25 protein-coding genes and 1 tRNA gene are annotated in these 25126 nt (G+C 43.2%); 9 read left to right on the top strand and 17 right to left on the bottom strand.

Annotated elements, in window-relative coordinates; genetic code table 11:
• Window positions 1–25: 25 nt before the first annotated feature.
• Together M3M38_RS05340 and M3M38_RS05335 are read right to left on the bottom strand one after the other, a co-directional pair.
• Window positions 26–787 carry an ABC transporter permease gene (locus M3M38_RS05340; RefSeq protein ID WP_252766714.1) on the bottom strand — a complete coding sequence of 254 codons (762 nt, stop codon included), beginning with the start codon at window positions 785–787 and terminating at the stop codon, window positions 26–28.
• On the bottom strand, window positions 780–1436 hold the full coding sequence (locus M3M38_RS05335) for an ABC transporter ATP-binding protein (protein ID WP_252813822.1): 657 nt from the start codon (window positions 1434–1436) through the stop codon (window positions 780–782). The genes M3M38_RS05340 and M3M38_RS05335 overlap by 8 nt, the downstream gene beginning before the upstream one ends.
• Before the next feature lie 133 nt (window positions 1437–1569).
• On the opposite strand from M3M38_RS05335, the gene rlmD reads away from it, so the two are divergent.
• The 3 genes from rlmD (at window position 1570) to M3M38_RS05320 (ending at window position 4502) form a co-directional block, all read left to right on the top strand.
• Window positions 1570–2976 carry a 23S rRNA (uracil(1939)-C(5))-methyltransferase RlmD gene (rlmD, locus tag M3M38_RS05330; protein WP_252813821.1) on the top strand — a complete coding sequence of 469 codons (1407 nt, stop codon included), beginning with the start codon at window positions 1570–1572 and terminating at the stop codon, window positions 2974–2976.
• Window positions 2977–2988: 12 nt separating this feature from the next.
• On the top strand, window positions 2989–3396 hold the full coding sequence (locus M3M38_RS05325) for a hypothetical protein (protein WP_252766711.1): 408 nt from the start codon (window positions 2989–2991) through the stop codon (window positions 3394–3396).
• Between the two features lie 137 nt (window positions 3397–3533).
• On the top strand, window positions 3534–4502 hold the full coding sequence (locus M3M38_RS05320; protein ID WP_252813820.1) for an Abi family protein: 969 nt from the start codon (window positions 3534–3536) through the stop codon (window positions 4500–4502).
• A 121-nt stretch (window positions 4503–4623) separates the two neighbouring features.
• Here the strand turns inward: M3M38_RS05320 and M3M38_RS05315 are convergent, their stop codons facing one another.
• The 3 genes from M3M38_RS05315 to M3M38_RS05305 form a co-directional block, all read right to left on the bottom strand.
• Window positions 4624–5091 carry a DUF2798 domain-containing protein gene (locus M3M38_RS05315; protein ID WP_252813819.1) on the bottom strand — a complete coding sequence of 156 codons (468 nt, stop codon included), beginning with the start codon at window positions 5089–5091 and terminating at the stop codon, window positions 4624–4626.
• A 128-nt stretch (window positions 5092–5219) separates the two neighbouring features.
• Window positions 5220–6149: a ribose/proton symporter RbsU gene (rbsU, locus tag M3M38_RS05310; protein ID WP_252813818.1), complete on the bottom strand. Its 930-nt coding sequence runs from the start codon at window positions 6147–6149 to the stop codon at window positions 5220–5222.
• 314 nt (window positions 6150–6463) lie between these two features.
• Window positions 6464–6715 carry a hypothetical protein gene (locus tag M3M38_RS05305; protein ID WP_252767506.1) on the bottom strand — a complete coding sequence of 84 codons (252 nt, stop codon included), beginning with the start codon at window positions 6713–6715 and terminating at the stop codon, window positions 6464–6466.
• A gap of 143 nt (window positions 6716–6858) precedes the next feature.
• Between M3M38_RS05305 and M3M38_RS05300 the strand changes: the two genes are divergently transcribed.
• Window positions 6859–7662 carry a tyrosine-protein phosphatase gene (locus M3M38_RS05300; protein WP_252813817.1) on the top strand — a complete coding sequence of 268 codons (804 nt, stop codon included), beginning with the start codon at window positions 6859–6861 and terminating at the stop codon, window positions 7660–7662.
• A gap of 22 nt (window positions 7663–7684) precedes the next feature.
• Window positions 7685–8941, top strand: a complete 1257-nt coding sequence (tyrS, locus tag M3M38_RS05295) for a tyrosine--tRNA ligase (RefSeq protein ID WP_252813816.1) — start codon at window positions 7685–7687, stop codon at window positions 8939–8941.
• 73 nt (window positions 8942–9014) lie between these two features.
• On the opposite strand, the gene M3M38_RS05290 is transcribed toward tyrS, so the two are convergent.
• From M3M38_RS05290 to M3M38_RS05260, 7 genes are all read right to left on the bottom strand, one after another.
• A complete protein-coding gene (locus M3M38_RS05290) occupies window positions 9015–10115 on the bottom strand; it encodes a glycerol dehydrogenase (RefSeq protein WP_252813815.1) in 1101 nt (366 codons plus the stop codon).
• Between the two features lie 26 nt (window positions 10116–10141).
• Window positions 10142–11629: a xylulokinase gene (locus tag M3M38_RS05285; RefSeq protein ID WP_252813814.1), complete on the bottom strand. Its 1488-nt coding sequence runs from the start codon at window positions 11627–11629 to the stop codon at window positions 10142–10144.
• Between the two features lie 219 nt (window positions 11630–11848).
• Window positions 11849–12550: an aggregation-promoting factor gene (apf, locus tag M3M38_RS05280; protein WP_252813813.1), complete on the bottom strand. Its 702-nt coding sequence runs from the start codon at window positions 12548–12550 to the stop codon at window positions 11849–11851.
• Between the two features lie 428 nt (window positions 12551–12978).
• The gene (nhaC, locus tag M3M38_RS05275) at window positions 12979–14355 is read right to left on the bottom strand and encodes a Na+/H+ antiporter NhaC (RefSeq protein WP_252813812.1); all 1377 of its coding nucleotides are present in this window, start codon (window positions 14353–14355) and stop codon (window positions 12979–12981) included.
• A gap of 9 nt (window positions 14356–14364) precedes the next feature.
• The gene (gene trxA / locus M3M38_RS05270) at window positions 14365–14688 is read right to left on the bottom strand and encodes a thioredoxin (protein ID WP_252766702.1); all 324 of its coding nucleotides are present in this window, start codon (window positions 14686–14688) and stop codon (window positions 14365–14367) included.
• Window positions 14663–15430 carry a TerC family protein gene (locus M3M38_RS05265; RefSeq protein ID WP_252814873.1) on the bottom strand — a complete coding sequence of 256 codons (768 nt, stop codon included), beginning with the start codon at window positions 15428–15430 and terminating at the stop codon, window positions 14663–14665. The genes trxA and M3M38_RS05265 overlap by 26 nt, the downstream gene beginning before the upstream one ends.
• A 37-nt stretch (window positions 15431–15467) precedes the next feature.
• On the bottom strand, window positions 15468–16109 hold the full coding sequence (locus tag M3M38_RS05260) for a glycoside hydrolase family 73 protein (RefSeq protein WP_252766701.1): 642 nt from the start codon (window positions 16107–16109) through the stop codon (window positions 15468–15470).
• A 157-nt stretch (window positions 16110–16266) separates the two neighbouring features.
• Between M3M38_RS05260 and M3M38_RS05255 the strand changes: the two genes are divergently transcribed.
• A complete protein-coding gene (locus M3M38_RS05255; RefSeq protein ID WP_252813811.1) occupies window positions 16267–17190 on the top strand; it encodes a magnesium transporter CorA family protein in 924 nt (307 codons plus the stop codon).
• Between the two features lie 95 nt (window positions 17191–17285).
• Here M3M38_RS05255 and M3M38_RS05250 read toward each other — a convergent pair whose 3' ends face one another.
• Complete coding sequence (locus M3M38_RS05250; protein ID WP_252813810.1) at window positions 17286–18617, bottom strand: APC family permease; 1332 nt, start codon at window positions 18615–18617, stop codon at window positions 17286–17288.
• A gap of 390 nt (window positions 18618–19007) precedes the next feature.
• Here M3M38_RS05250 and M3M38_RS05245 point away from each other — a divergent pair.
• Window positions 19008–19080: transfer RNA gene (locus M3M38_RS05245), tRNA-Lys, on the top strand.
• Window positions 19081–19177: 97 nt separating this feature from the next.
• On the opposite strand, the gene M3M38_RS05240 is transcribed toward M3M38_RS05245, so the two are convergent.
• Window positions 19178–19645: a MerR family transcriptional regulator gene (locus M3M38_RS05240; protein WP_252813809.1), complete on the bottom strand. Its 468-nt coding sequence runs from the start codon at window positions 19643–19645 to the stop codon at window positions 19178–19180.
• A gap of 12 nt (window positions 19646–19657) precedes the next feature.
• Entirely contained in the window at window positions 19658–20317 is a 660-nt protein-coding gene (locus M3M38_RS05235) for a histidine phosphatase family protein (RefSeq protein ID WP_252813808.1), read from the bottom strand.
• A gap of 155 nt (window positions 20318–20472) precedes the next feature.
• Here M3M38_RS05235 and M3M38_RS05230 point away from each other — a divergent pair, with 155 nt between their 5' ends.
• Window positions 20473–22605 (top strand): LTA synthase family protein, encoded by a 2133-nt coding sequence (locus M3M38_RS05230; RefSeq protein ID WP_252814872.1) that lies wholly within the window; start codon window positions 20473–20475, stop codon window positions 22603–22605.
• Between the two features lie 43 nt (window positions 22606–22648).
• On the opposite strand, the gene M3M38_RS05225 is transcribed toward M3M38_RS05230, so the two are convergent.
• The gene (locus M3M38_RS05225) at window positions 22649–23242 is read right to left on the bottom strand and encodes a DUF1054 family protein (RefSeq protein WP_252813807.1); all 594 of its coding nucleotides are present in this window, start codon (window positions 23240–23242) and stop codon (window positions 22649–22651) included.
• Between the two features lie 17 nt (window positions 23243–23259).
• Entirely contained in the window at window positions 23260–24252 is a 993-nt protein-coding gene (locus M3M38_RS05220) for an NAD(P)/FAD-dependent oxidoreductase (RefSeq protein ID WP_252813806.1), read from the bottom strand.
• Between the two features lie 44 nt (window positions 24253–24296).
• On the opposite strand from M3M38_RS05220, the gene M3M38_RS05215 reads away from it, so the two are divergent.
• Window positions 24297–25058, top strand: a complete 762-nt coding sequence (locus tag M3M38_RS05215; protein ID WP_252813805.1) for an alpha/beta hydrolase — start codon at window positions 24297–24299, stop codon at window positions 25056–25058.
• The last annotated feature ends 68 nt before the right edge of the window (window positions 25059–25126 follow it).

Genomic DNA, 25126 nt, shown 5'->3' with positions numbered 1-25126 from the left:
ACGAGTTACTCCTTTTTAATATCCATTAGCGAATTAATTGATCCCGTTGATTAAAGAAGCTCTTGTAGCCCAAGTAGCACCCAATAATGGAACTAATTGAGGTAATTCCCAAGAGCATGAACGTCACCATGATCTGGTATTTGATGGCCAACACTGGATCAGCTCCGGCAAAAATCATCCCAGACATCATCCCGGGTAATGCCACAAGTCCCACCGTTTTAGCACTATCAATTGTGGGTTGGAGCCCCGTCTTGATGGCATCACGGATAATCCCTTTACTAGCTATCATCGGAGTTGCTCCCAACGCTAACATTTCCAAAACCTGGGAACGACGGTCCTTAAACATCGAATTCATCGTCCGGAAACAGAGGCCCATCGAAACCATTGAGTTACTAACAATCATCCCCGAGACTGGAATAATTTGGGAAGGAATGAACTTCAAAGCACCGTCAAGCACCAGTACCAGTAAAATCACTAATGTACTGGTGGCAATCGCCGTTAATGAAATCCAAAAGGCATTTCGCAAGCCACCACTACGACCCCGCGCGTTATAAGCCCCGTTGAAGATGATGATTAAGATTAGCAACATGGTGAGCAACCAGTTGTTAACTTGGAAGACGTACTTTAATACATATCCCACTACGAATAACTGGATGACACACCGAATCGTAGCAACAATTAAATCCTTAGTAATTCCTAGGTGTTCCCGGTAACCAATCCACATGGCAAAGACCACGAAGACCGCCGTTAACGCAAGGGCCGTATTGGAAACAATTAAATTATTCATGTTTAGCAACCTCCTCCATTTGACCGGCTTTGATTTCGTAGAGATGTTGGGCCGCTTGAATTTCTTCGTCATCGTGCGTAATCATGATGACCGTCATTTGGTATTTCTGGTTAAAGTAATCAAGCATTTTGTGAACACTTGCTTTACTATCACTATCTAAGCCAGTGGTAACCTCATCCGTAATTAAAATCTTAGGCGGAAAGAGCACGTTCCGCAGTAATGCAACCCGTTGTTTTTCTCCCCCCGACAAGCTCGTAACCTGTCGATCTAAGTCCGCTTCCCCTAAATCCACCGTCTTCAGTGCTTGAATGGCATGCTGTTCGTCAAACGGTTGCTTGCGAATTTGGTACGGAAACTCTAGGTTTTCTCGGACGGTATCACCAAACAAGGTTGGCTGTTGCACCGCGTACGAAACCTCGCGTCGATACGCAATTGGATCTAGTTCGGTAATCGGTTTGCCTGCAAAGGTAATCGTTCCACTAGTGGGGTTTAACAACGACGCCAACAACTTCACAAAGGTCGATTTTCCACTTCCGGAAGGACCAGTAATCGTGACCACCGCGCCCTGATCAATCGCCCAGTTAATGTTGTTAATGATGTTACGATCATCAATCGTATAGCACAATGCTTGTGTCTCTAACTGATGCATAGCAATCTCCTCTTTTCCTAAATCTTTTTTAATTATACGCTGATTTTTCCGCGACTCCAACTAGAAGCCAACCCCTGCGGGAACACACCTAGAAATGATATAATTAAACAGATTAGTTACATAAGGAGAAAAAATGAAAAAACAACGAAACCAGTCTCACCAGCGGTCCACCGACGTCCAGGTGCAACTGCACCAACGCGTGACCGTTACCATCAAACGACTCGGCATTAACGGCGAAGGGGTCGGCTACTACCGCCGCAAATTAATCTTCATTCCCGGAGCCCTCCCGACGGAAGTCGTCCAGGCTGACATTAGTGAAATTAAACCGCGCCACCTTCGGGGAACGTTACAACAAATCGATAAAAAAAGTCAGTTCCGGATTGCTCCTCGTGACGCCTACGCCACCGAAGTCGGTGGTTTAGAACTTGAAGTGCTCGACTACCCCCAACAGTTAAAGTTTAAACGGGACTTAGTAAAACAAGCCCTCAGTCGCTTTCATCCCCGAGGCTTTGAAAAATACGACATCCGCCCCGTGATTGGGATGCAGGATCCGTATGAATACCGGAATAAGGCCCAATTTCAAATTCGGACCGATGAAGCTGGCCGCGTGATTGCGGGTCTATACAAAGAAGGAACGCACGAAGTGGTCGACATGGAAACCTGTGCGGTTCAAGACCCACTCACTATGAAGGTAATGCGCGCCGTGGTCCAGATGGTGCAAGACCTCCAGATTCCGACCTACGACGAAGAATCCAACACTGGAATTTTAAAGACGATTGTGGTGCGGGCAGCTCGAAACACCGATCAGGTCCAACTGGTCTTTATTACCCACTCTAAGAAACTTTTAAAACAACACCAGTTAATCTGGCGGATTGCCGAAGAACTACCCGAGGTAACGTCAATCATGCACAACGTCAATCCGGGTACTTCTCCGCTAATTTGGGGAGAACAAACCATCCGGTTGGCAGGAAGTCCGACAATTACCGAAAAAATTAAGGGATTATCATTTGCCCTTTCGGCTCGTGCTTTCCTACAATTAAACTCCATCATGACCCCCAAGCTCTATGACCTAGCTGGTCAGGCGCTAGAATTAGCCCCAACTGATCGTTTGGTCGACGCCTACGCGGGAGTCGGAACCATTGGACTAACTTTAGCCCACCAAGTGGATGAGGTCCGGGGGATGGAAACAATCCCGGAAGCGGTCGAAGATGCCAATCAAAACGCCGCTACGAATCGGATTGAAAACGCCCACTACTTTACCGGAAAAGCCGAAGAACTCTTGCCCGAATGGGAACAAGCGGGGTGGTATCCCGATGCACTCGTGGTGGATCCGCCCCGGGTCGGCTTGGATCAAAAATTAATTGATACCATTCTCGCCACCCGACCCCAGAAATTTGTTTACGTTTCCTGCAACCAATCTACCTTGGCTCAGGACCTGGTCCAGTTAACCAAGGAATATAACGTTGACTACTTACAGCCCGTCGACATGTTGCCGCAAACGGCACACGTTGAAATTGTGGTTAAATTAACTCTGAAATAAAGGAGATTGTTTATGAATCAATTTAACCTGAATGATGAAGATGATGACCAATTAAAACAACTGCTGACCATGCTCCCGGATAACTACGCGGTAATCTATCGTAAGGACGGACGGGTCCGAATTAACAAGGTCGGTTTATCCTTTACCGCATTGTTCTTTGGAATCTTGCCCGCTTGGTTCCGGGGTGACTGGTACAACATTTTCTGTATGCTGGGGATCGAGGCTGGCTTCACCATGTTGTACAGTTACATCACTAAGACGGACCTTGCAACCGCTTCATACGCCTTGGGCGTTTTCTTCAACTTCTTGTGGTGCGGAATTTACAATTTGATGTACTTTCGTCACTCCCAAAACCTCGGTTATGAGCCGTATGACAAACGTTCGGAGCAGTTGTTGAAACAACATCGTTATTATCGCTAATCTTCATTAAATATTTAATGCCCCATAGAAATATAATTTCTATGGGGCATTTTTATAATATACAAATTGATTGCTAATTATTTAGATAGTATAATCATTAATAATTAATTATCAAAATAAATTTTTTGGAGTAAAATATGACTATTAAGGGAAAAACTACTAATGGATTAATGAAACATATTAGGGATAATCATAAAATAACCATAAACGGTTCCAAAGAAAAAAAGGAATTGTTGGAAATGGGTTATTTTCATGGCTACAAAGCTTATAGATTAGGATTAGAAAATTATATTTCAAATTTTTCTCAAATAGAAGCTATTTACAATTTCGATATGCGTTTAAAAAGTTCACTTTATACTCATGTTATAAAATATGAAACATTGATAAAAAACATCACTTTATCTTGCATAGCTTCATCACCTGATGGTGGAGTCTCCTTAAAAGACGTTATGAAAAACAAACTGAATGGATACAATGATATTTCGAATAGTAATAAACGAAAGAAAAAAATTAAAAGCAAATTAAAATTAAAAGCCATTTTAGAAGAGTTAGTGATGGAAAATTATAACAAACCATATGTTAATCATTACGTTGATTCATCTAATCCACTTCCTCTATGGGCTTACTTTGAATTAATGACAATGGGATCATTCGGAATCTTCATAAATTTGTTAAACGTAGAAACTAAAATCAAAATATCAAAATCTTTAAAAACATATGATTACCAGTTAGATCCTAATTGTAAAACCCTATCTAACGATATTTTTCTAATCAAAGATCTAAGAAACTGTATTGCTCATAATAGCCCTATTTTTGACGTTAGATTTAAAAACAACAACCCAAGTAATCTCCAATGTAATAAACTAGTAAACTATTTTAATTTATCAGTCAATATTAAATTTGATAGTATAATTGATTATTTCTTGCTTATAGTATTTTATTTCAATTCTTTTAATGGTAATAAAACCGAATCAAGAAAAATAATTAAAGAAGCTACTATTGTATGCAATGATTTCAAAAATAGTATAAACAATAATAGTCTACTATTTAAAATAATAGGAAGTGATTATCAAACGAAATTAAACGAAGCCCTAACTTCAATTTAAAATATTGATTTAATTATAATTATATATTATAATTAAACCAATAGCGGTAGTGGCTTACGAGCGCTACCTGAGACATCTCGATCCGTCGGGGTGTCTTTTTTATTTGTTTCTAAATTTCACCTTAATCCATTTGTTGCTGTACCTTTTGTAATCCAAAGCGCGAAATTGGACCCACCAACAATAGTTGTAAGGGTAAAGCCACGATGATGTTTAAACTCCATGTCATCAGATACGCAGTGCCCCAGTTAGATGGAGTATCAGCGCTCATCAGCAGTCCAAACAAGGACATGCAGGTTACCATCCCCAGTACCATCAGGACCGAAATGGTCATGCCAATCCGAATGGGACTGGTATTCGCGGGATCCTTAATCAGAAAATTGAAAACTACGGATTTCACTAATGGTCCCACTAACAAAAGATCCAATAGAACCGCCACCAATAAACCCAGTGGGTAACCAGCTAGAACCTCGGACCAGACGTGGCTTGAAAAACCATCCGTTTTAACGATATTATAAAAAGTCATTCCTAAGACCATTAACCCGGCCATCATACCAGTAAAAAATAATTCTTCTTTCCAATTTTTGGGCATTTGCTTCCTCCTCTTTGTGCTAACTGTTGCTTACTTTAGCACAAAGCGAGCCTATTTCGTAAGCACTTTTTGTCGTTCCAAAAAAAATCCTTAAACCAGATTGGTTTAAGGATTTTAATGGTAGTTAATTAGTTTAAGAAGGCCGTAACGGCGGCAGCAATGATAATCAGAGCTAATCCGATTAAAGTAGCAACCATTTCCTTGTGAGTCTTCTTTTGCCCTAACATGTAGATTCCGGTTAACGTAGCGATTACTACACTAACTTGGGAAAGCACGAAGGCCGTGGATAACCCTAAGCCACCCTTTTCAACTGGTTGAGCAGCAACTAAGTAAGCTAATGCGGCAATTCCGAAGAAGAATCCGGCAATAATTTGTTTGTAAGAAGTTGCTTCTTTGAAGACGTTTTCTTTACCGACTTGCGTTAAGCAGTAGATTATGGCAATCAATACCATCCCGATGGTTTGGGGAAGAAATGCTTGTAATCCACTCATTGGAACCGTCCGTGGAATGAATCCTTCGGCCCACTTCAAGTTTTCTACTTGAGGAGCGGCGGAATAGAGCCAGTAACCAATCACACCAATTAATTGGTAAATGATGGCTTTCCGTAAAGCAGCAGCATTGGTATTTTCCTTGTTTTCGTTCCAAGTGGTCAAAGTTGCCCCGATGATAATCACTACCAAAGCAATCATTCCGATGACCTTGTTAGCAACTCCAGGCCAACTACTTAAAGCAAAGGCACCCCAGAGAGCTGTTACAATCAACTGGAAGGCCGTGGTAATTGGCATTACCCGGGATGATCCAATCAATGAATAACCTTTGAAAGCCATGATTTGACCAAAGCCCCAACCGCATCCCGATAAGATTCCTAGGAATAAGTTAAGTCCCGTTGGGAAGCCACAACCAGTTACCAAGAAGACCACAAATCCGACAATCAAAGCACCGATGGTTGCCCCTAAAATTTGGTTAGCTGGTTTACCACCAATTTTAGAAGAAACCGTGGGGAAGAACCCCCAACCAATCACGGGGATAATCCCGACTAATAAAGCTAACGCACTCATAATTAATAACCTCCAATGAATCATTTTCCGATTCCTTTTAACGATTTTAAGTATAACGCATTTTAGCAAAAATGAAAACGATTTCACAAACTTTTTTTGCGAAATTTTAAATATTTTGGGTCCATTGTTCGCTATCTATTGAGTGATTCCAATCATTAAACCGATTTACAGGGTTTTCCCTATATTCAGATAATCTGAATTTTTCTTTATTCACAGGATAGCATCAAACCTTTGTAAGCTAAGTCACATGCTGGTAGGTCCCAAATATCAAACAAAAAAAGGTGGAAATAATTTCCCACCTTTTACTTTCCAAGTTAACGTTTGATTTGAACTCGAATGTCACAGTCAATCTCAGCTGGTTCTACTTCTTCTTGGTAGTCAAAGTTAGCTTCGTTAAAGTAGTGTTTCATTTCGTCATTAATGACGTTTAAATCACGGACATCTCCCGTTTGACGCTTGATTAACAGGGTATATTCTTTGGTATCTTCATCCACGTTTTCAAAGTCATAAATTACATCAACCGTGTTTAAAATTTCTTGAATTAATTGGCGTTCTGTCATTTCCATCAGTGTCATTCCCCTTCGTTTGTTCATTACAATAAGCCTAGTGCACTCAGGTCCGTTTGTAAACTATTATTATGCTTCATTTCACGAATCTGTCAGTGATATAATGAAGACATTACGATAATCGAGCAAAGGACGTGAATCAGATGAAAAACGAACGCATCATTAAACTTAATTCAACCGAAAATCTGCGTGAGTTGGGTGGATATCAAACTACCGACGGCAGAACCATTAAATGGCACAAATTACTGCGTTCTGGAAGTTTAGGCACGCTAACTGCCGCCGACCTGAACTTTTTAAAGGCCTATGGCGTCCGCTATGACATTGATTTGCGCTCTGGTCAAGAACGTTCGGCCGTTCCAGACGCTTTCCTTGATCACCAGAATGATCAGATCGAATACATCTTTAATCCGGTTTTTGACGAAGACCGAACCGACAACTCCCAGGATCCAGAGGAATTCCGGCAAATGTTAGAGGATAATCCGAACTACGGCCACGATCACATGGTCTCCGTTTACAAACGGATGGTCCAAAATGATGGCTGCCATCAAGCCTACCATCGCTTTTTCCAAGCTTTATTACAAAACAACCAGACAGATAGTGGCGTGCTCTTTCACTGTACAGCGGGAAAAGATCGAACCGGAATGGCCGCAGTCTTTCTGTTATATGCTTTAGGGGTTGATTTAGATACCATCAAGCAAGATTACATTCTGACTAACCAAGTAGTAAAACCACTTGTTGACCAAAAGATGGAAAAAGCCCGCAAAAACGGCTTTTCAGAGACTGCCATTCGCAGCTTGCGAGCTCTTTATACTGTCAACATGGACTTTTTAGACGCGGCGCTGGACACCATTAACGAACAATATGGTGGATTAGACTCATTCCTCACTAATGAATTAGGAATGGGACCAGCCGAACGTAAACAATTACAAACACTTTACCTAACTTAATTTCAATACCCAGGAGGTTTATATGAATATCATTGAAGATTTGCAGTGGCGGGGTGCCATTAATCAACAAACCGACGCTGCAGGATTAGCGGAAACAATCAACGAACATCCGATTGCCCTCTACTGTGGGGTTGATCCGACAGGCGATAGTATGCACATCGGCCACTTAATTCCATTCATGATCATGGAACGGTTTGCCCGGGCTGGTCACCATCCGTACATCGTGATTGGTGGGGCTACTGGTTCCATCGGTGACCCCAGCGGTCGTAAAACTGAACGTCAATTACAAACTAAGGAACAGGTTCAAAAAAACGTTGCAGCATTAACTGCGCAGATGGAAAAACTGTTTGGCAATGCTCCTAACACGCACATCGTCAATAACTACGACTGGACAAAAAACATGACCTTACTCGACTTTTTGCGGGATTACGGGAAGTTATTTAACATCAACACCATGTTGAATAAGGAAGTTGTCGCTAGCCGTTTATCCCAAGGAATTTCCTTTACGGAATTTACGTACCAAATCCTGCAGGCCTATGATTTCTTCCACCTGCACGAAAAATATGATGTGCAACTAGAAATTGGGGGTGCCGATCAGTGGGGAAACATTACCGCAGGAATTGATTTAATCCACAAGTTACGTGGGTTAGACACCAAGGTCTACGGACTTACGATTCCATTGATGTTAAAATCTGACGGAACTAAGTTCGGAAAATCCGCCGGTGGTGCGGTTTGGCTCGATCCCACAAAAACCTCGCCTTACGAATTTTACCAGTTCTGGTTTAACCAAGATGATCGTGATGTCGTTAAATACTTGAAATACTTTACATTCTTGGACCAGGCTGAGATTGACAAGTTGACCGAACAGGTTAAAAACGAACCATGGAAACGGGCTGCGCAACGCCGGTTAGCCGAAGAAGTAACTAAGTTCGTGCATGGCCCTGAAGCCGTTGAAAACGCAGAACGGATTGCCAAACTGCTCTTTACCGGTAACGTGCAAGAATTAAGCACTGAAGAAGTTGGTCAAGCCTTTAACAACGTTCCAACTACGGAAATCACCGCTGGTCCCCATAACGTGATTGATCTCTTGCTGGAAATGGGCGTGGATAGCTCTAAACGGCAAGCCCGTGAGGACGTGCAAAACGGCGCCGTTACGGTTAACGGAACGAAGGTCACGGATGTGGATGCTACGATTGATCCGACCGCAAACTTTGACGGTCAGTACGTGATTGTCCGGCGCGGTAAGAAGAAACATTTCTTAGCTCGCGTAACTAAATAACTAAATAAAATAAAAACAGCTTTTAATTACCTACCTAGGTGATTAAAAGCTGTTTTTTTGTAATGAAGCTAATTTAATGCTTATCTTTGGCCAATACATATTGGTTAACCGTAAGAATGGCAGCAACAACGTCTTCAGCGCTAACATCCATTGGCATGTTATGAATGGTTTCTGATGGAATCGTTGCTTGTTTTCCCACTTCCAGAAAATCAGATTCAGTAAAGTTATCCATGTGTAAATCTTTTAGGGTAGTTGGTAGTCCCACCGCTTGGAAATAATCAATGAACTGATCGAGTTTTTCGTAAGGAGCATTATCCAAAACTAGTTCACACAATGTTCCATAAGCTACCTTTTCACCATGTAGCATGGTTTGACTCTCACCAGGAAGTACCGTAAAAGCATCATAAATTGCGTGAGCCGCTGCTAACCCAGCACTTTCAAATCCTAATCCGCTTAACAATGTATTCGTTTCTGTAATCGTTTCTAAAGCAGGCGTAACGGATTGAGCCTTAGCAGCGGCAATGGCCGCAGCAGAATATGCAAACAAATTATCCATACATTTTTCCGCAATTGCTAGTGCCGCGCTAGTTTGTGATCCACGAACCATCGAATTAGCATGGTCTTTCGCCACATCTTGGGCTTCGACGTTAGTTGCCATCGCATCCCCTAACCCCGAAATTAGAGTTCTTACCGGTGCATGAGCAATTACGTTGGTGTCTACTAACACTAAATCAGGATTTTGATCATAAAATGAATAGTTTTTAAACGTGCCATCTTCATTATAGATAACCGATAAAGCTGAGCAAGGGGCATCCGTAGAAGCAGTGGTTGGTAAACAAGCTACTTTTACGTTCATTTGATTGGCTACATTTTTCGCCGTATCGACAGTTTTACCGCCCCCTAGTCCGACAATTAAATCACAGTCTGCTTGCTGACCAGCCTTAACCAACCGCTCAATCTCTTCATCCGAAGCCTCACCATGAAATCCAGGACAAGTAACCTGGAAGCCGTGTTGCTCTAAATCATCCCGAACCTGATTACCAACAATAGTCATAATGTTATCAGAACTAATCAATAACACGTGCTTCCCTAATTTATCTAAATAAACATGTGCATTTAAAAAGACATCTTTTCCTTGAATGTATCTCGATGGACTAGCAAAAATTGCAACCATGATATTAATCCTCCTAATTATAATTTTTAATCTAACTCACTAAACTTTTCATAATACGGTTTCACCGTCCGATAAGCATCCCGATACTTTTGGTAATAACGATCATATAAATAATGTTTCTCCTTATCAGGAGCAACCGTTTCGTCAATTTGCGCCCACCGCTGTGCCGTCGCTGGCTCTAAGACCTGCGCTCCAACGCCGGCCAACATGGAACTGCCTAAGTCTGCTTCACCACCCGATTGCGTGGTTTTCACCGTCTTACCGGTAACGTCCGCAATTAAATGCAACATTTTGGTCGAGTTACTGACACCGCCAACCACCGTAATGGCGTCGCCCACTTGATCACCAAATTGTTCAATGCTCTGTCGTACCGAAAAGGCAATTGCTTCCTGAAAGGCATTGTACAGATCAATTTCAGTGGTCCTTAGAGAAATCCCGAGAATAGTTCCTCTCACGGTTGAATCCCACAGGGGGCTTCTCTCGCCCATGAAAAACGGCAACACGGTCAAACCATTACTTCCAACTGGAACTGCTTGACTCAGTTCATCTAACCGTGCTGAGTTTTCCGTCGCAAATTCCTGCGTAAACCAAGCCACGATGGCTCCGGCCGTATTAGCTCCCGCAAAGTTGTAGTAATTCTTCCGAGGTTCGTAAGCATACGGCCAAATGATTAGATTCCGGTCCAACAGTGGCTGCTCAGTCACAAGCGCCGCGTTCATAGACGTCCCAATCGCAATCGTAACTGAACCTGGACCAAAGACCCCGGTTCCGACCGTCGCCGGTCCAACGTCTACTCCCGTATTAAAAATGGGAGTTCCAGCATTTACGCCTAATCGTTCCGCCCATTCTGGTAAAACCGTACCAGCCACTTCTGTACTTGCCACTAACTTAGTCGGCAATTTAGATAAATCAATTCCTAACTGACTGGCTAAGGCGGGATCCCACTGGTCCGAATTAATGTTAAAAATCCCCGCCAGGTTACCGGCGGCCGAGTAGTTAATGCTTTCTAAACCAGTGAACTCTTTAATTACGTATGATTCTGGTGGTAAAAACCGGGCCGTTTGCGCATACAGCTCTGGTTGATGTTCTTTAATCCACATCATTTTAAGATAGCCATAGTACGGATCAGCTAAATTTCCGGTTGTTTTCATTAACTCTGTTTGGTCTACACGATTGTAAACTTCCTGAACCTGCTGGGTTGCCCGGCGATCCATCCAGATTAAAGCAGGGCCTAAAACTTGATTAGCTTCATCAACTGGAACGCCAGAACCCCCATAGAGCCCATCTAAACCAATCCCAATTAACTGGTCTGGATCAATTACTTGAGCGAGTTGGTGAATCACCATCGTTACCGCTTCCAGCCAATCCGTGGCATTTCCTTCCGCCCAGCCGGCATGAGGAGTGTTGATTGGATAGGAACTCTTTGCTTGTTTAATGATTTTGCCAGTGGTGGTCAAAAGCAGGCCCTTAGTGCTCGAAGTCCCAATGTCAATTCCCATTAGATATTTTTCCATTACGTTGCCTCGACTTTCTTACCAATCCACTACAAAAACTTCAGCATTTTTGTAAGCTAGGATTAACTCAACCCCACTTAAAGATAGCGCTTTCATCAACTGGTGTAAATAGCTAAAAACTTGTAAAAAAGACCAAAAAAATACCCTAGGACTTAGAGACGAATCTCTAAATCCTAGGGTACACCCCATCAAGATGGGCATTATTTAATTAACAACTTTTTACCAGTAGTTGTGGGCGTTTCGGAAAGCAACGGCGTTGGCAACTGAACCGTAACGACTAACAGCGTATTGACGAGCAACCCGTTCTTGGTTAGCTGGGGAGTAGTCACCGTTCAAGTATGAAGCAGATAATTGGTATTTACCAATGTATTGACCGTTCCGAGCAGTGTATGAACCACCTGATTCAACGGCAGCAATTGAGTCTAATGAGCCATCGTTTTCAACAGCAGCGTTGTTGTTTGAAGCAGTTGCAGCTGGTGCTTGTGTAGTTTGGGCTGCAGCTGGTTTTTCAACAGCTTGGCTAGTTTGTTGAGTTTGAGCTGCAGCAGGTTGTGCAACTGGTTGGCTAGCTTGAGCAGCTGGCTTAGCAGCAGCTTGTTCGTTGTCGTTAGCTTGGGCTACAACTGGTTGAGCAGGAGCAGCAGTCTTAGCTTCTTCACTCGTTGCACTAGCAACCTTAACGTTACCGTTATCACCAACAACGAAAACTTCACCAACGTAAATCCGGTTAATGTCTTTGATGTTGTTAGCTTTTTGTAAACTATCAACAGAAACTCCGTAAGTTTCAGCTAATTGTGAAAGCGTATCACCGGATTGAACAGTGATCTTAGTGGAAGCGTCAGCTTGAGAAGCACCAGCTAATAAAACTCCGGCTGATACGGCTGCAACTGCAGCGATGGACTTAAGACCTTTTAACTTCATAAAATAAATCTCTCCTTATAAATAGAAAATGTAAAATACAGGTCGTGTTACTAGAATATTCGAAGGACGATTACCTCGTCTCAATCAACAATAGCTATACTAAAGGGTAAGTGTTACAGAAAGATTACAGAATGGTTACCAAAAATGAGATTTTTGTAACATCGCAACATTGTAGACATATTTTGTTACTTAACTACCTCCTTGGGTAGCTGATTCCCATCAGACTGGCATAGAAATATGTCAATTATTACTAAAATTATGTCAAGGTATTTGACAAAAATGACAATTTTTTTGCATATTTTTTTAAATCAATGCTTGTTATGACTTGTAACGTTTTAAATGAGCATCGGATCCACTAACTTCAAACCCTGTTTGCGTACAAAAAAACGCCCCATTCTGAGGCGTTTCTACTATAGTATGGTAATTATTTATTGTTGAGCTCGTTTGAGGCCAATTCCCGTAAATCCACTTAGAACTGAGAAGACCGGACACAGTAAACTAAAAAAGACAAACGGAAGGTAACTAAGGGTTGGCACGTTCAACGTGTTGGCAACGAATACCCCAGCTACTCCCCATGGAATCAGGTAGTTAATCACAGCGCCCCCATCTTCTAACGCTCGTCCGAGCGCTTCTGGAGCTAAATAGGACTTTTTAAAGTCGGCTTTAAAGGCCGTTCCGGGCAGAACTACTGACAGGTATTGTTCCCCAATAAACAGGTTGACCCCGATGGCAGCCAGTACGGTGCTTAACACTAGCATTCCGTCTGAATGAATGTGTTGTGAGAACCGCGTCATTACAACTTCAATGATGCCTAACTTAATCAGCAATCCTCCAAGCGCCAAAGCTAGGATAATCAACGTCATCGTTCCGGTCATCGAACTAATTCCTCCCCGATTGAGGATTTGGTTCACTTCGGCACTACTCGTTTTAATCGTAAATCCGTTTTCCATCACGTCAGCAACCTTAGCAAACGACAGATGATGGGGTGTAAAGAACGTTATGATAATGGTAACGGTAATGTTAATGAATAAAGTAGGAATGGTAGGAATCTTGGTCCAGGCGCAGATTAACAACAGGACCACCGGCAATAACATCCACACGGAAACTGGGAAGTTACTGGTTAAAATGTGAGTGGTTTGGGTAATCTTTGCTAAACTGGCTGTCTGGTGATGATTCCCTAAAATCGTAAACAGAATTAACGAGATTATGAAGGCGGGAACCGTTGACCATAGCATGTTCTTAATGTGGCTGTACAAATCATCACCGGCAATCGCAGATGCCAGATTGGTGGTGGCGGACAGCGGTGACATCTTATCACTAAATACAGCTCCTGAGACCACGGCTCCGGCAATCATCGCGGGATCCAGGCCCATCGTGACTCCAATTCCCATGGAGGCAATCCCAACCGTAGAAATAATCGTAAAGGCGCTTCCGATGAAACAGCCCACAAAGGCACACATCAGAAAGACCGAGGGTAAGAACCACTGGACGCTCAGAATGTGGAAACCGTAAACCATTAGAGTCGGAATGACCCCGGCCATGATCCAAACTCCAATTAAGCTTCCAATTAATAGAAAAATAAACAACGGGATAATCCCGTTACGCACGCCAACCACGATCCCCTCTTGAATCTCATCCCAGGAAAAGCCGCGCACTTTTCCCCAAATCATCAAAACAAAAATCACGGTTAAAATGGGAACGACGGGGGTCAAATGGAAGCCAATGATTCCGACTCCCATGACGACGAGCATTCCCAGCAAAATGAAAACGGCTTCTAGGAGCCGCGGTTGTTTCTCTGTTTGCATGGTCATCTCCTACTTATTTGCTGCTAACTTACGGTTTAAGTAATGCGCTAGTTTTTCCTTAGAATAAACTCCGGTCACCTTTTCGACGCCGGTTCCATTCACAAATAATACATAACTCGGGAGGCCTAAGACGTGATACTGCTGGGCTAATTCCTGGTTCTGATCAACATTTAGCTTAGCGAACTTCACTCGCCCACTAAATTCTTGTTCTAATTGCGCTAATACAGGCTCCATCATCTTACATGGTCCGCACCAAGGGGCCCAGAAATCGACTAAAGTCATCGGACCTTGGACTGCCGAAGTAAAATTAGCTTGATTGAGCTCCATTGCCATTAGAATTCCTCCTTTGACGGATAAAATGGATAATAAGCGTGACTACAATCGCAGCAATCACAAAGATTCCAAACCAGGTGGCGGGAATTTCAATGTCAATTGCTGGAATCGAGAGGAACAATTTTACTCCAATCATGAAGACCAACACGTACGCCATCGTTTTTAGCTCCGGAATCCGTTTCATGATTTTCATAATGAATTCGGCAATCCCTCGCATAGCTAATATTCCAACCATTCCTCCAATTAACACCACCACCGGGTTGTTTGAGACGGCAAGGGAGGCCAACACGGAATCAATCGAAAACAGGATATCCATAAATTCAATTTGAATAACGACCCACCAAAAAAACTTGCGACTGTGTGGATCACCAAGTACTCTGACGGTCCGCTTTTTCCCCGACTTAGACCGCCGTGGAAAAAAATATTTGACCGAGAGGTAGATTAAATAAATCGCACCAACGACCTTAATTTCCCAAAAATGAATCAGATACACCCCGGCTCCAATTACTAGGAACCGGAAGATATAAGCTCCCCATAGTCCGTAAAACAGGGATTCTTCCTGTAATTTTTTCGTGGGTAACACCTGGGTCTGAGTTGCCAGAACAATTGCATTATCAACCGACATCACACACTCTAAAACTACCAAGGAAAAGATGATTAACCAGTCATTTCCCGAAGTTAAAACCGTTTCCCAATTGTGTAGATCAAAAAACGGGCCGTACAGCTTTTCTAGTAGTGCCAGCACTTGAAATCTCCTTTATGTTTCAATTTAATGTTCCTTACTTCATTGCCTCCTGATCGTACTTTTGTAAGTCATGGGCCTTAATTACCCGAATCAACTTATTGGCATAGTCCGGATCGGTTGCATAGGTATTCTTTTGTAATAGTTTTGCTTCTTCACGATAATCAGTGATCTTATCGTCGCGTTTTAAGAACTTTTCGTACAACGCTTCGTTGTGGTCTTCAATCGCGGACTGTAAGTCAGGATACTTTCGGAATTGAGCCTTTTCAGTAATGTGTTTGTGATTAATGTATTCCCCGGTTTCATACATAATGTAATCACCGTTATAGGTTCCTTTAATCCCAAACGGGTTATTGGCTTCCGTATACAACTTCGACTTGCCCCAGTTCGATTCCAAAATGGCTTGGGCAATCACGATGCTCGGTAAAACCTTGTGATCCTGCTTGTACAGTTTCACGGATGGATCAGCCACCTGCTTGATAAACTTGCGTTCGTGCTTTAACACCGGATTATTTTCTTCATCATATTTCTTTTGCGCAGCAATCATCCGTTGATAATTCATGTGTTGCCGAACTTTATAGGTCCCGTAAAGCGCTAAACACGCCCCGGCGACAATTAAAAAAGCAATCAATGGATACCACAAACTGCTTCGTTCCGACTTTTCTGGTTTTTGTTTCATGGTTATCTGCACTCCTTTGTATTCTTCATTATACCCTATTGAAATTAATTTTTAATTACACTTTGACTGTAAATCCTAAGAAAATCGGGCTAGATGGTAAACATTTACTTAAGAATCGCTTATAATTGAAGATAGTGCATAAAAGGGAGGCAATCACATGATTAAAACGGACAAAATTAATCAAAACATCAACTGGGTACAGGTCACTGATTGTCTCCCCGTCGAGAAAAAAACGTTAAAGCAAGAATACCATCTCACCACTGAGATGCTCTATTACGCGTTGGACCACCATGAACGCCCGCGGATGGAATACTACGACGACGAACAGATTTTATTAATTATCTTTGACGTAGCCGAACCAACACGATTCAACGGTGATATTGCTGCCGAACCAATTGGCTTGATTATCCACGGCAACACCTTGTTTACCTTCACGGCTAACCAAACCAACTTTGTGAACCCCTTGATTCGCTCCGTTGTCGATAAACTACCCCAATTACAGCGGGACAACGCCTCTCCTTTAGACATTGTGCTGAAAACGATGTACCAACTCGCGATTCAATACTTCGATTATATTAATCACGTTAACAGTATTCGGACCAGCATCCAACGAAATCTACGTGGGCGTACTAATAAAGCAGCGATTAACCAGTTGTTGAACCTGCAGACGGACCTGGTTTACTTTTTAACTTCACTGTCGGCTAACAACGATATGTTAACCATGCTTAAACGCAAGCTGGGCAAAACGCTATCTGATGATGATAACGATGCATTAGATGACGTCATCGTCGAAATTCAACAAGGGCTTTCCATGGCACAGATGGCGAATCAAGCCGCTCAACAAGTTGCGGGTGCCTACTCAAACCTGCTAGATAGTAACCTAAATACGACCATGAAATTTCTGACCGTCTTCTCGATTGTCCTGACGGTCCCCAACATTGTGTTTGGATTTTACGGTGAAAACGTCAAACTGCCGTTCATGGATAGTCCTTTGGCTTGGCAGATTACCATTGTGATTACGGCGATTTTGGTCGTGGTGGTCCTGCTCATCATGCGCTTCAGTGACTTCTTTAATAGATAGTAACAAAGCTTATCAGCATCGTAAATTTTTACTAATAAACAAAAAGCCTGCCGTTTCTCATGGGAGAAACGGCAGGCTTTTCTAATTAATGACGTTTATTGTTGGGCTTTTTTCCGCGTCGTGTAACGGTGCAGGTAGTAAACCGGCACGCCAATTACGGTAATACCTAATCCAGCAAAGGCTAATCCCGTTTGGTTAATCAACGTCGTCACCACGATGAAGAGACCACCTAAAATGGCAATGGCGGGAACAATCGGGTACCAAAGCACCCGATACGGCCGTTCCAAAAGCGGTTCTTTCTTTCTAAGAATGAAAACGGCCAGGAATAGCAAACAGTTAAAGATCCACATTACAAACACTAACATGTCAGTCAGCAGATCAAAGCTGCCTAAAAAGATCATGATAATAGCAATCAACAGGATAAACAAGCTGGCTACAAACGGTGCCGCTGCCCGGTTTAGGCGTTGGAATAGGTTACTAAACGGTAATAAGTCTTGTTTGGCTAAAGCGTACGGAATTCGCGCTCCCGTCATGGTGTAACCATTGATGGTACCAAATACCGAAACCAAGATTCCAATCGTAACTAACTTACCTCCGAGATTTCCAAACAATTTGCCCGCTACCTCGGCAGCCGTGTTCGGGTTCCCGGCGATTTGACTAATCGGCATGTTTTTCAAGAAGACCCAGTTTACCAATACATAAATGATCATAATAAAGGTTAATCCCAGCACCACGGCCTTGGGAATATCCCGTTTGGGGTTCTTCATTTCACCAGCGATGTCTCCCACGTTGATCCAACCTTCGTAGGCGAACATAGTAGCTAATAATCCTCCCGAAAAGGCGGTAATCACGTTCGAGTGATCCGTGGGGGTAACCGGAAAGAAGGTTACATCCACATGACCGGGCATGAATAATCCCACAATCACAATTAAGAAAACCGGGATCAGTTTAAAAATCAAGGTTAACGATTGGACTGTTCCCCCCACCTTCGCCCCCAATAGGTTTAAACAGGTAATCGTCACCACAACCACAATCGCAATCGGCACCACTAGCGATGTGGACAAATGCAATAGAATTACCACTTGGGTGGCGAAGATAATCGCCAAAGCGGCCATGTTAGCGGGGACGTAAATCAGCATTTCCGACCAACCCAACAAGAATCCACTCAAAGGTCCGTAGGTATGACGCATGTACTGCACACTCCCACCAGTTTCTGGAATGGCGGCTCCTAGTTCAGCAACCGTTAATCCCCCACAAATGGTTAAAATCCCGGCAACCACCCAAGCCAATAGAGTCAAACTAACGGAATGGGTTGCGGCTGTCACACTGGCAATCTTGAAGAAAACTCCGCCCCCGATGACAGTCCCCATTACCATCGCTAGCGCGGTAAAAGGTCCAATGCTCCGCTTTAATTTTTGTTCTGCCATTTCTTTCTCGCTCCTTTGTCATTCGTTATCATAAAAAACAAAAAGGCCCTAGTTAGTAGTAGTTACTAACCAGGGCCTTTGCTTAACGAGTCGTAGGAAGGATTCGAACAACTGATGGTCTGGCTAGTAATTCCGTGAACTTCTAACCAGGCATCCCAAACTAACCTTACTTAGAGTCACACAATCCAAGTAGAGTTAGAGGAGGACATCAATTTTTGCATCAATTCGTTCATCATCCTAGTTCCTTTCCGTTTTTAATATCATTGATTAAACCACCATTTTTAACAGGTGTCAATCTTTTTTGACGGCTACCTTCCATAAAAAAGAAAAAACGATTAGAAAGGGTAGCCAAACTAAACTACCCATGCTATACTATAAGAGTAATGAAACGAGCGGTTAGCTCAACTGTTAGAGCAACGGGCTCTTTGTCCGTGAGATTGGGGTTCAAGTCCTTGACCGCTCATAATTAAAAAGAACAGCTTTGATGCTGTTCTTTTTTTTGTTCAATCAACTCAAAAAGCAGTCGATTCCCTTATGTAGGTCGGCTGCTTTTTCCATTACTATTCTGCTGATTTCGGTGCCTCATCGATATCACTAACCGTGTAGACAATTTCTTGATTTTCATCAAGATACCCGTAGAGTCGTTTCGTATGCTCCTTATTAAAATAACCCATGTCAATCATCTGGTGTCCGTCTTTTTGGACCAGTCCATGGTGCATTTTTAAAATGAAGGCGTAGGTCGACCGCACAATCTGCATGTGGTGTTGGGCCTTTTCAAAGGCCGTACTCAGCGAGTGATCTTGATCTAGGTAAAATTTAATTAGTTTAACCATCATGAAGTTTTCGTGGTTAAACACTCGCGACGCCATCTTTTCGTTTCTTTCACTATGAATGTAGCCTTTTTGTTCCCAGTAGCGTAACTGGCGCGGAGAAACATTCGTCATTTTACTGACTTCCCCGATACGAAAAATGTAATTATCTTCATTACATGTCTTGTAAAAAGCGGCGTGATCTACTTGATCTACCAACCTCATTCCTCCCTACTTGTTATAGTCTGTTACCGTCAGCTGGTCGCCGTCGACGGCTAATTTCGTAATGCTACCATTCGCCGGTCGCGTGCGGAGGTCAAACTGTCCTGGTTGTGAAAAGCGATCGACCAAACTTAACAATGTGTTCCCGTGACTCACGAGCAACACGCTGTCTCCGTCCTCAATGTTTGGATTACTGGTAATCAAATCTAAACCCTGTTGCAAGCGATGCCAGTATTCCTCTGCGTTTTCAGCCATGTGAAATGGATCGGCTTGTTTTAAGAAATCCTTGGCCACGTTCATATCATACTGGTCAATAATTTCAGCAAAAGTTTTGGCTCCGTGGGGTGCTCCGGCTTGGTACCAAACTTCGTCCATGTTCAGGCCTTCAAAGTAGCCGTAAAATTCCTCCCGGAAAAATGGCGACACAATTGGCGTAATTGAATTAAAGGTTTCGTTTTGGTCAAACAGTAACGACATCGTTTTCTGGGCTCGCGTTAAATCACTGCAGTAGGCAGCTTTAAACTTAATGTCCTTAAGTCGTTTGCCGGTGGCCACAGCGTCATCAATTCCCTGCTGGGTTAACGGTGAATTACTCCATCCCTGCAACTTATTGAAGACGTTATAGTACGTTTGTCCGTGGCGCACTAAGTATAATGTAAATTTGGCCATATGCATTCATCCTCTTTCTCGTTTAATTAAGTATATCACGCTCCCCCACGCTTCGGTATTCTTATACTTTCCTTAGTGTTTTTTAATTTCAAAGTCTGCTATCATTAAAGGCATGTTATCGAACTAATATGAAGGGAATCTTACCTTTGAAATTCATAAAACAGATTCTAGCCAAGGTTAATACTCGAGTTGGCTTTTTTGTATTCTCAATTGCTTTATTCTGGTTAAAAACCATTTACGCCTACTTTGCGGATTTTGCGTTGGGAACCGAGGGAACGTTGCAATTTTTGCTACTGTTCATTAACCCAATTGCCACGACCATCCTAATCTTTGGGCTCGCATTTTACTTTAAACCGGCCAAACTTTTTTATCCAGCTATCCTACTTCTAGACATCATTGACACCGTGCTTCTCTATTTAAACGTGATTTACTTTAGGGAATTCACCGATTTTATGACCGTGTCCACGATGACCGGATACTCCAAGGTCGATCAAGGACTGAGTGGCGCGTCTTTGGCGCTCACGATGCCCCACGACGTTTTCTACTGGTTAGACATCATCATTGTTATCTTTCTACTCCTGTTTCGGGTTATCAAGATTGATAAGCAAAGCCTTTCCAATCGGTTTGCCTTTGCGGTTTTTTCCATTGGAGCATTGTTTCTAACCTTTAACATTACATTAGCGGACATGGATCGTCCTCAACTATTGACCCGAGCATTTGACCGCAATTACTTGGTTAAGTACTTAGGCTTAGACGTCTTTACGGCTTATGATGCCTTTCAGACGCACCAGTCAAACGAGCTCCGTTCCCAGGCCAACAAGGCTGAAATCTACAACGTGAAGGCGTTTACCGATGCCCACTACGCCGAACCCAACCCCAACATGTTTGGGACGTTAAAGGGTAAAAACGTGGTAGTCATTCACCTGGAAAGCTTCCAACAATTTCTAATTAACAAAAAAATCAACGGTAAGGAAGTCACTCCGTTCTTAAACCAAATCTACAACAGTAATCATACTTACGCTTTCGATAACTTTTTCCACCAAGTTGGTCAGGGAAAAACTTCTGACGCCGAAAATATGCTAGAAACCAGCACCTACGGCTTGCCACAGGGATCCTTATTTGCCCAGTTAGGAAGCGACAATACCTTCCAAGGAGCGCCTGCAATTCTTGGTCAAGATGGTTACAGTTCGGCTGTCTTCCACGGAAACGTGGCTAGTTTCTGGAACCGGAACAATACCTACAAGAACCTTGGCTACCAGTACTTCTTTGATGCCAGTTATTACGATACGACCGGTGACAAAGCCACTGGTTATGGACTAAAGGATAAGTTGCTATTCAAGGACTCCATCAAATACCTGCAACACCTACAACAGCCGTTTTACGCAAAGTACATCACGGTTACCAACCACTTCCCGTACCAGCTTGATGATCAAGACATCAAGGATAATAAAATTAAGGCCCCGGATACAGATGATAGCGCCGTTAATAACTACTTTGTCACCGCCCATTATCTAGATCAGTCAATTAAAGAATTCTATGACTACCTCGATAAGACCGGTCTCGCTAAGAATACGGTCGTGGTCCTTTACGGAGACCACTACGGACTGTCTAATTCCGAAAACCCAACTCTGGCACCATTACTGGGTAAGAGTGAATCGAAGTGGAATAACTTTGATAATGCCCAATTGCAACGGGTCCCGTTCATGATTAACTCACCATCCATTAACAATGGCTACGTAGATCACACCTACGGCGGTGAAATTGACGTTTTACCGACATTGATGCACCTCTTAGGAATTAACTCCCAGAAGTACATTCAGTTTGGAACAGACCTCTTCTCCGCCAAGCACGATCAGGTGGTCGCCTTCCGGAATAAGGATTGGGTCTCACCGGAATACACTTCGGTTGACGGAACCATCTATGATTCTAAGACCGGCAAAGTCATCCATCCGGACAAGAAGTTAAAGAAAAAACTACAGGAAATTCAAGAGAAGGTTAACACCGAACTATCGTTATCCGATACTTTGAACCAGCAAAATTTACTGCAGTTCTACCATCCCGATGGCTTCCAAAAGGTTGATCCGACGAAGTTTAACTACTCAAACGGTCTTAGTCATGAAAAACGAACCGAAAATCAATTAGGCGATAAGTCAAAGAGTCTCTTTGATACCAACGGTAAAAAGGACACCACAAAGCTCTACAAGACTGATGCCCCAGAAGTTAACGAACCTCGCAGTGATACCAGTAGAATTCAGATTCAAAATCCGGATTCAAACCAGGAAAAATAATCGTTCCTAACCAAAAAACATTCCCGTAATTGGGAATGTTTTTTTAATGCAATCGTTGGTATAACGGTAATAAGGTTTGTAACGTCTGTTCTAAATCAGCAAGCAAATGTGGGGTCCCGAACCGTGAATCCCCTCGTTGAATTTGAATCCCAATTAAGACCTCCGCGGCTTTCACATGCTGGAATCGCTCAACTAGTTGTTCGTAGTCAGCAATTGGTAAAGTTTGTTCCACCATATGGTTGGCGCTCAGGACAAATTCACTCGGTAACTGGGCTACTAACGGAGCCAAGTCCTGTAACTTGGGACCGATTGTGCTCGTGTGTTTGGGTTTCATGTTACTTTCAACCGCTAAATATAGATACAAGTGGTCGGCCCAGCAACCCAGTTCAAAGTGGGGCAACATTTTGTAACCACGGGGATTCGTTGAAAATGCCACCCAGGTATTATCAGGTGGATTAGTGGTTCGCATCCGGTGTTTGGCAACGTGCGCGTACCACGTTTCGCCCGTTGCTGCTAAGATCGGCAAGAAGGCCTGCGCCACTTCCTCAAATTGAGGATCCAACACGGTCCGGATTTGTTCCATCCGTTCGTTCAACGTGGATGCGTCAAATACCTTAAAATCACTGTCTGTAAACATCTGGCTGGTCACTCCTTCTAGCGTTTCAACGACGTACTGTGAATTGGAAGCCGTCGGTCTGGGTAAAGGCGTTTCATAATCGTGTTCACGGCCAGCGGTGCTTCCCCGAAGCCCGTAGCAATTAGCGTATCCTTGCCGGGATAAATGGCCTGATCACCCACACTAAAGAGTAACGGTACGCTACTTTCTAACTCGCGATTAACTTTGACCAAGGAGTGTTCCAATTCTGGTTGCACGTTCCAGGCCTCCAGGTCCTTATTGTTAGCAATAAAGCCATAGTTAACCACCACGTCATCGACCGTCATCGTGATGAAATCGTCGTCCGTCTTCATCCGTTTTGCTTCCACCTGGAGCCGGTGATCAACTTCATTCAATTTTTGAATCAGGTAAGGCGTCACAATCTGAACCGAAGATGCCTCCAGTTGGTGGACCATCTTTTCCAATCCCCGAAATTCGTTGCGTCGGTGAATCAAGGTAACTTGATGGGCTACCGGTTCTAACATCAAGGCCATGTCGACGGCAGAATTCCCGCCCCCGGCGACTAGTACGTCTTTGCCAGCAAAACGACTTAAATTAGAGATCCCGTAAAACAGGTGCTTCCCGGTTTCTGCTTCCGCGTTTTCTGCCCGCAATTCTCGAGGGTGAAAGGCACCATTGCCAGCAGCCAAAATAACCGCTCGGCTCTTACTGGTTCCTTGGGTCGTTTCAATTTCAAAGTAATCCTCGTGCTTGATCACGTTCGTCACCTTCGTATTCAGATGGCGTTCGACCTCTGGCACTGTATACAACTGCGCTTCCAGATTCTGCACGAGCTCCCGGCCGCTAACCCCAGCAAAGCCGGCCACATCCAAAATGTTCTTTTCGGGATACTGGGCCATCACTTGACCGCCCAGCTGTTCCAAACTTTCAATAATTTGAACCTTAGCTTCCCGTAATCCGGCGTAAAAACCCGTGAACATTCCGACGGGCCCCCCGCCAATAATTGTGATATCATAGACATCGTTGGTCATTCTTATCCGTCCTCACTAAATTTTATTTACAAAGGAATTTTAACATGAAACACAAGAAGACATTTATTTTTCTCATCTTTTTATTAGTCGTTGGAACCGGATTCGGTGGCTGGTGGTATAACACCCAAAAGGCATCTAACTACCACGTCAAGCAATCCCGGACCGCCACGGTGTTCATTCCCGGATTAGGGGGAAACTACATTACCTCTGATTACATGGTATCTTCCTGGGATAAAAACGGAGCCGCTACGAAGGCCCTGCAGGTTTACATCAAGGACAATGGGAAAGTTAGCACCGTTAAGCAGTTCAATAAAATCGGGAAAAATAATCCGGTCATTCAAGCGAACTTTCAAACTAACAATAAGCCAGCATTCGAAGCAACCCACATGCCGCAGTTATTGGCCTACCTGAAGAAGAACTACGGGATTAACAAGGTTAACCTAATCGGACACTCCTCTGGAGGCGAAATTATCTATGACTACTTGACTAAGTACCGGAAAACAGCGGATCAACCGGAAGTCGTGCACTTCGTTTCCATGGCGAACACCTATCCGTTAAAGGACCCCAACATCACGAACTTGCCTAAGAACCTGCAGATTCTAAACTTCTGTGGAAACGTCAGCAATACCGGAAGTGACGGTCTGATTCCCGTTCGAGATGTGGTTAAGATGAAAGAATTAGTGCGTGGCCATGTGAAGAGTTACAAGCTCTACGTTTATAACGGTGACCCGCAACAAGCCCAACACTCCATGCTCCACGAAAATCCCGAAGTCAATAAGATTATCGCGGAATACATGTTTAACTAACAGATGCTTCTAAAAGCGACTATCAAGTGATAGCCGCTTTTTGTTCGCATTTAACTAATTTCAAGTTG

It is taken from the genome of Fructilactobacillus cliffordii (genome assembly GCF_024029355.1).
Taxonomy (GTDB): Bacteria; Bacillota; Bacilli; order Lactobacillales; family Lactobacillaceae; genus Fructilactobacillus; species Fructilactobacillus cliffordii.
Note: the sequence above shows the minus strand (reverse complement) of the source record. Positions and strands in the feature narration are given on the sequence as shown.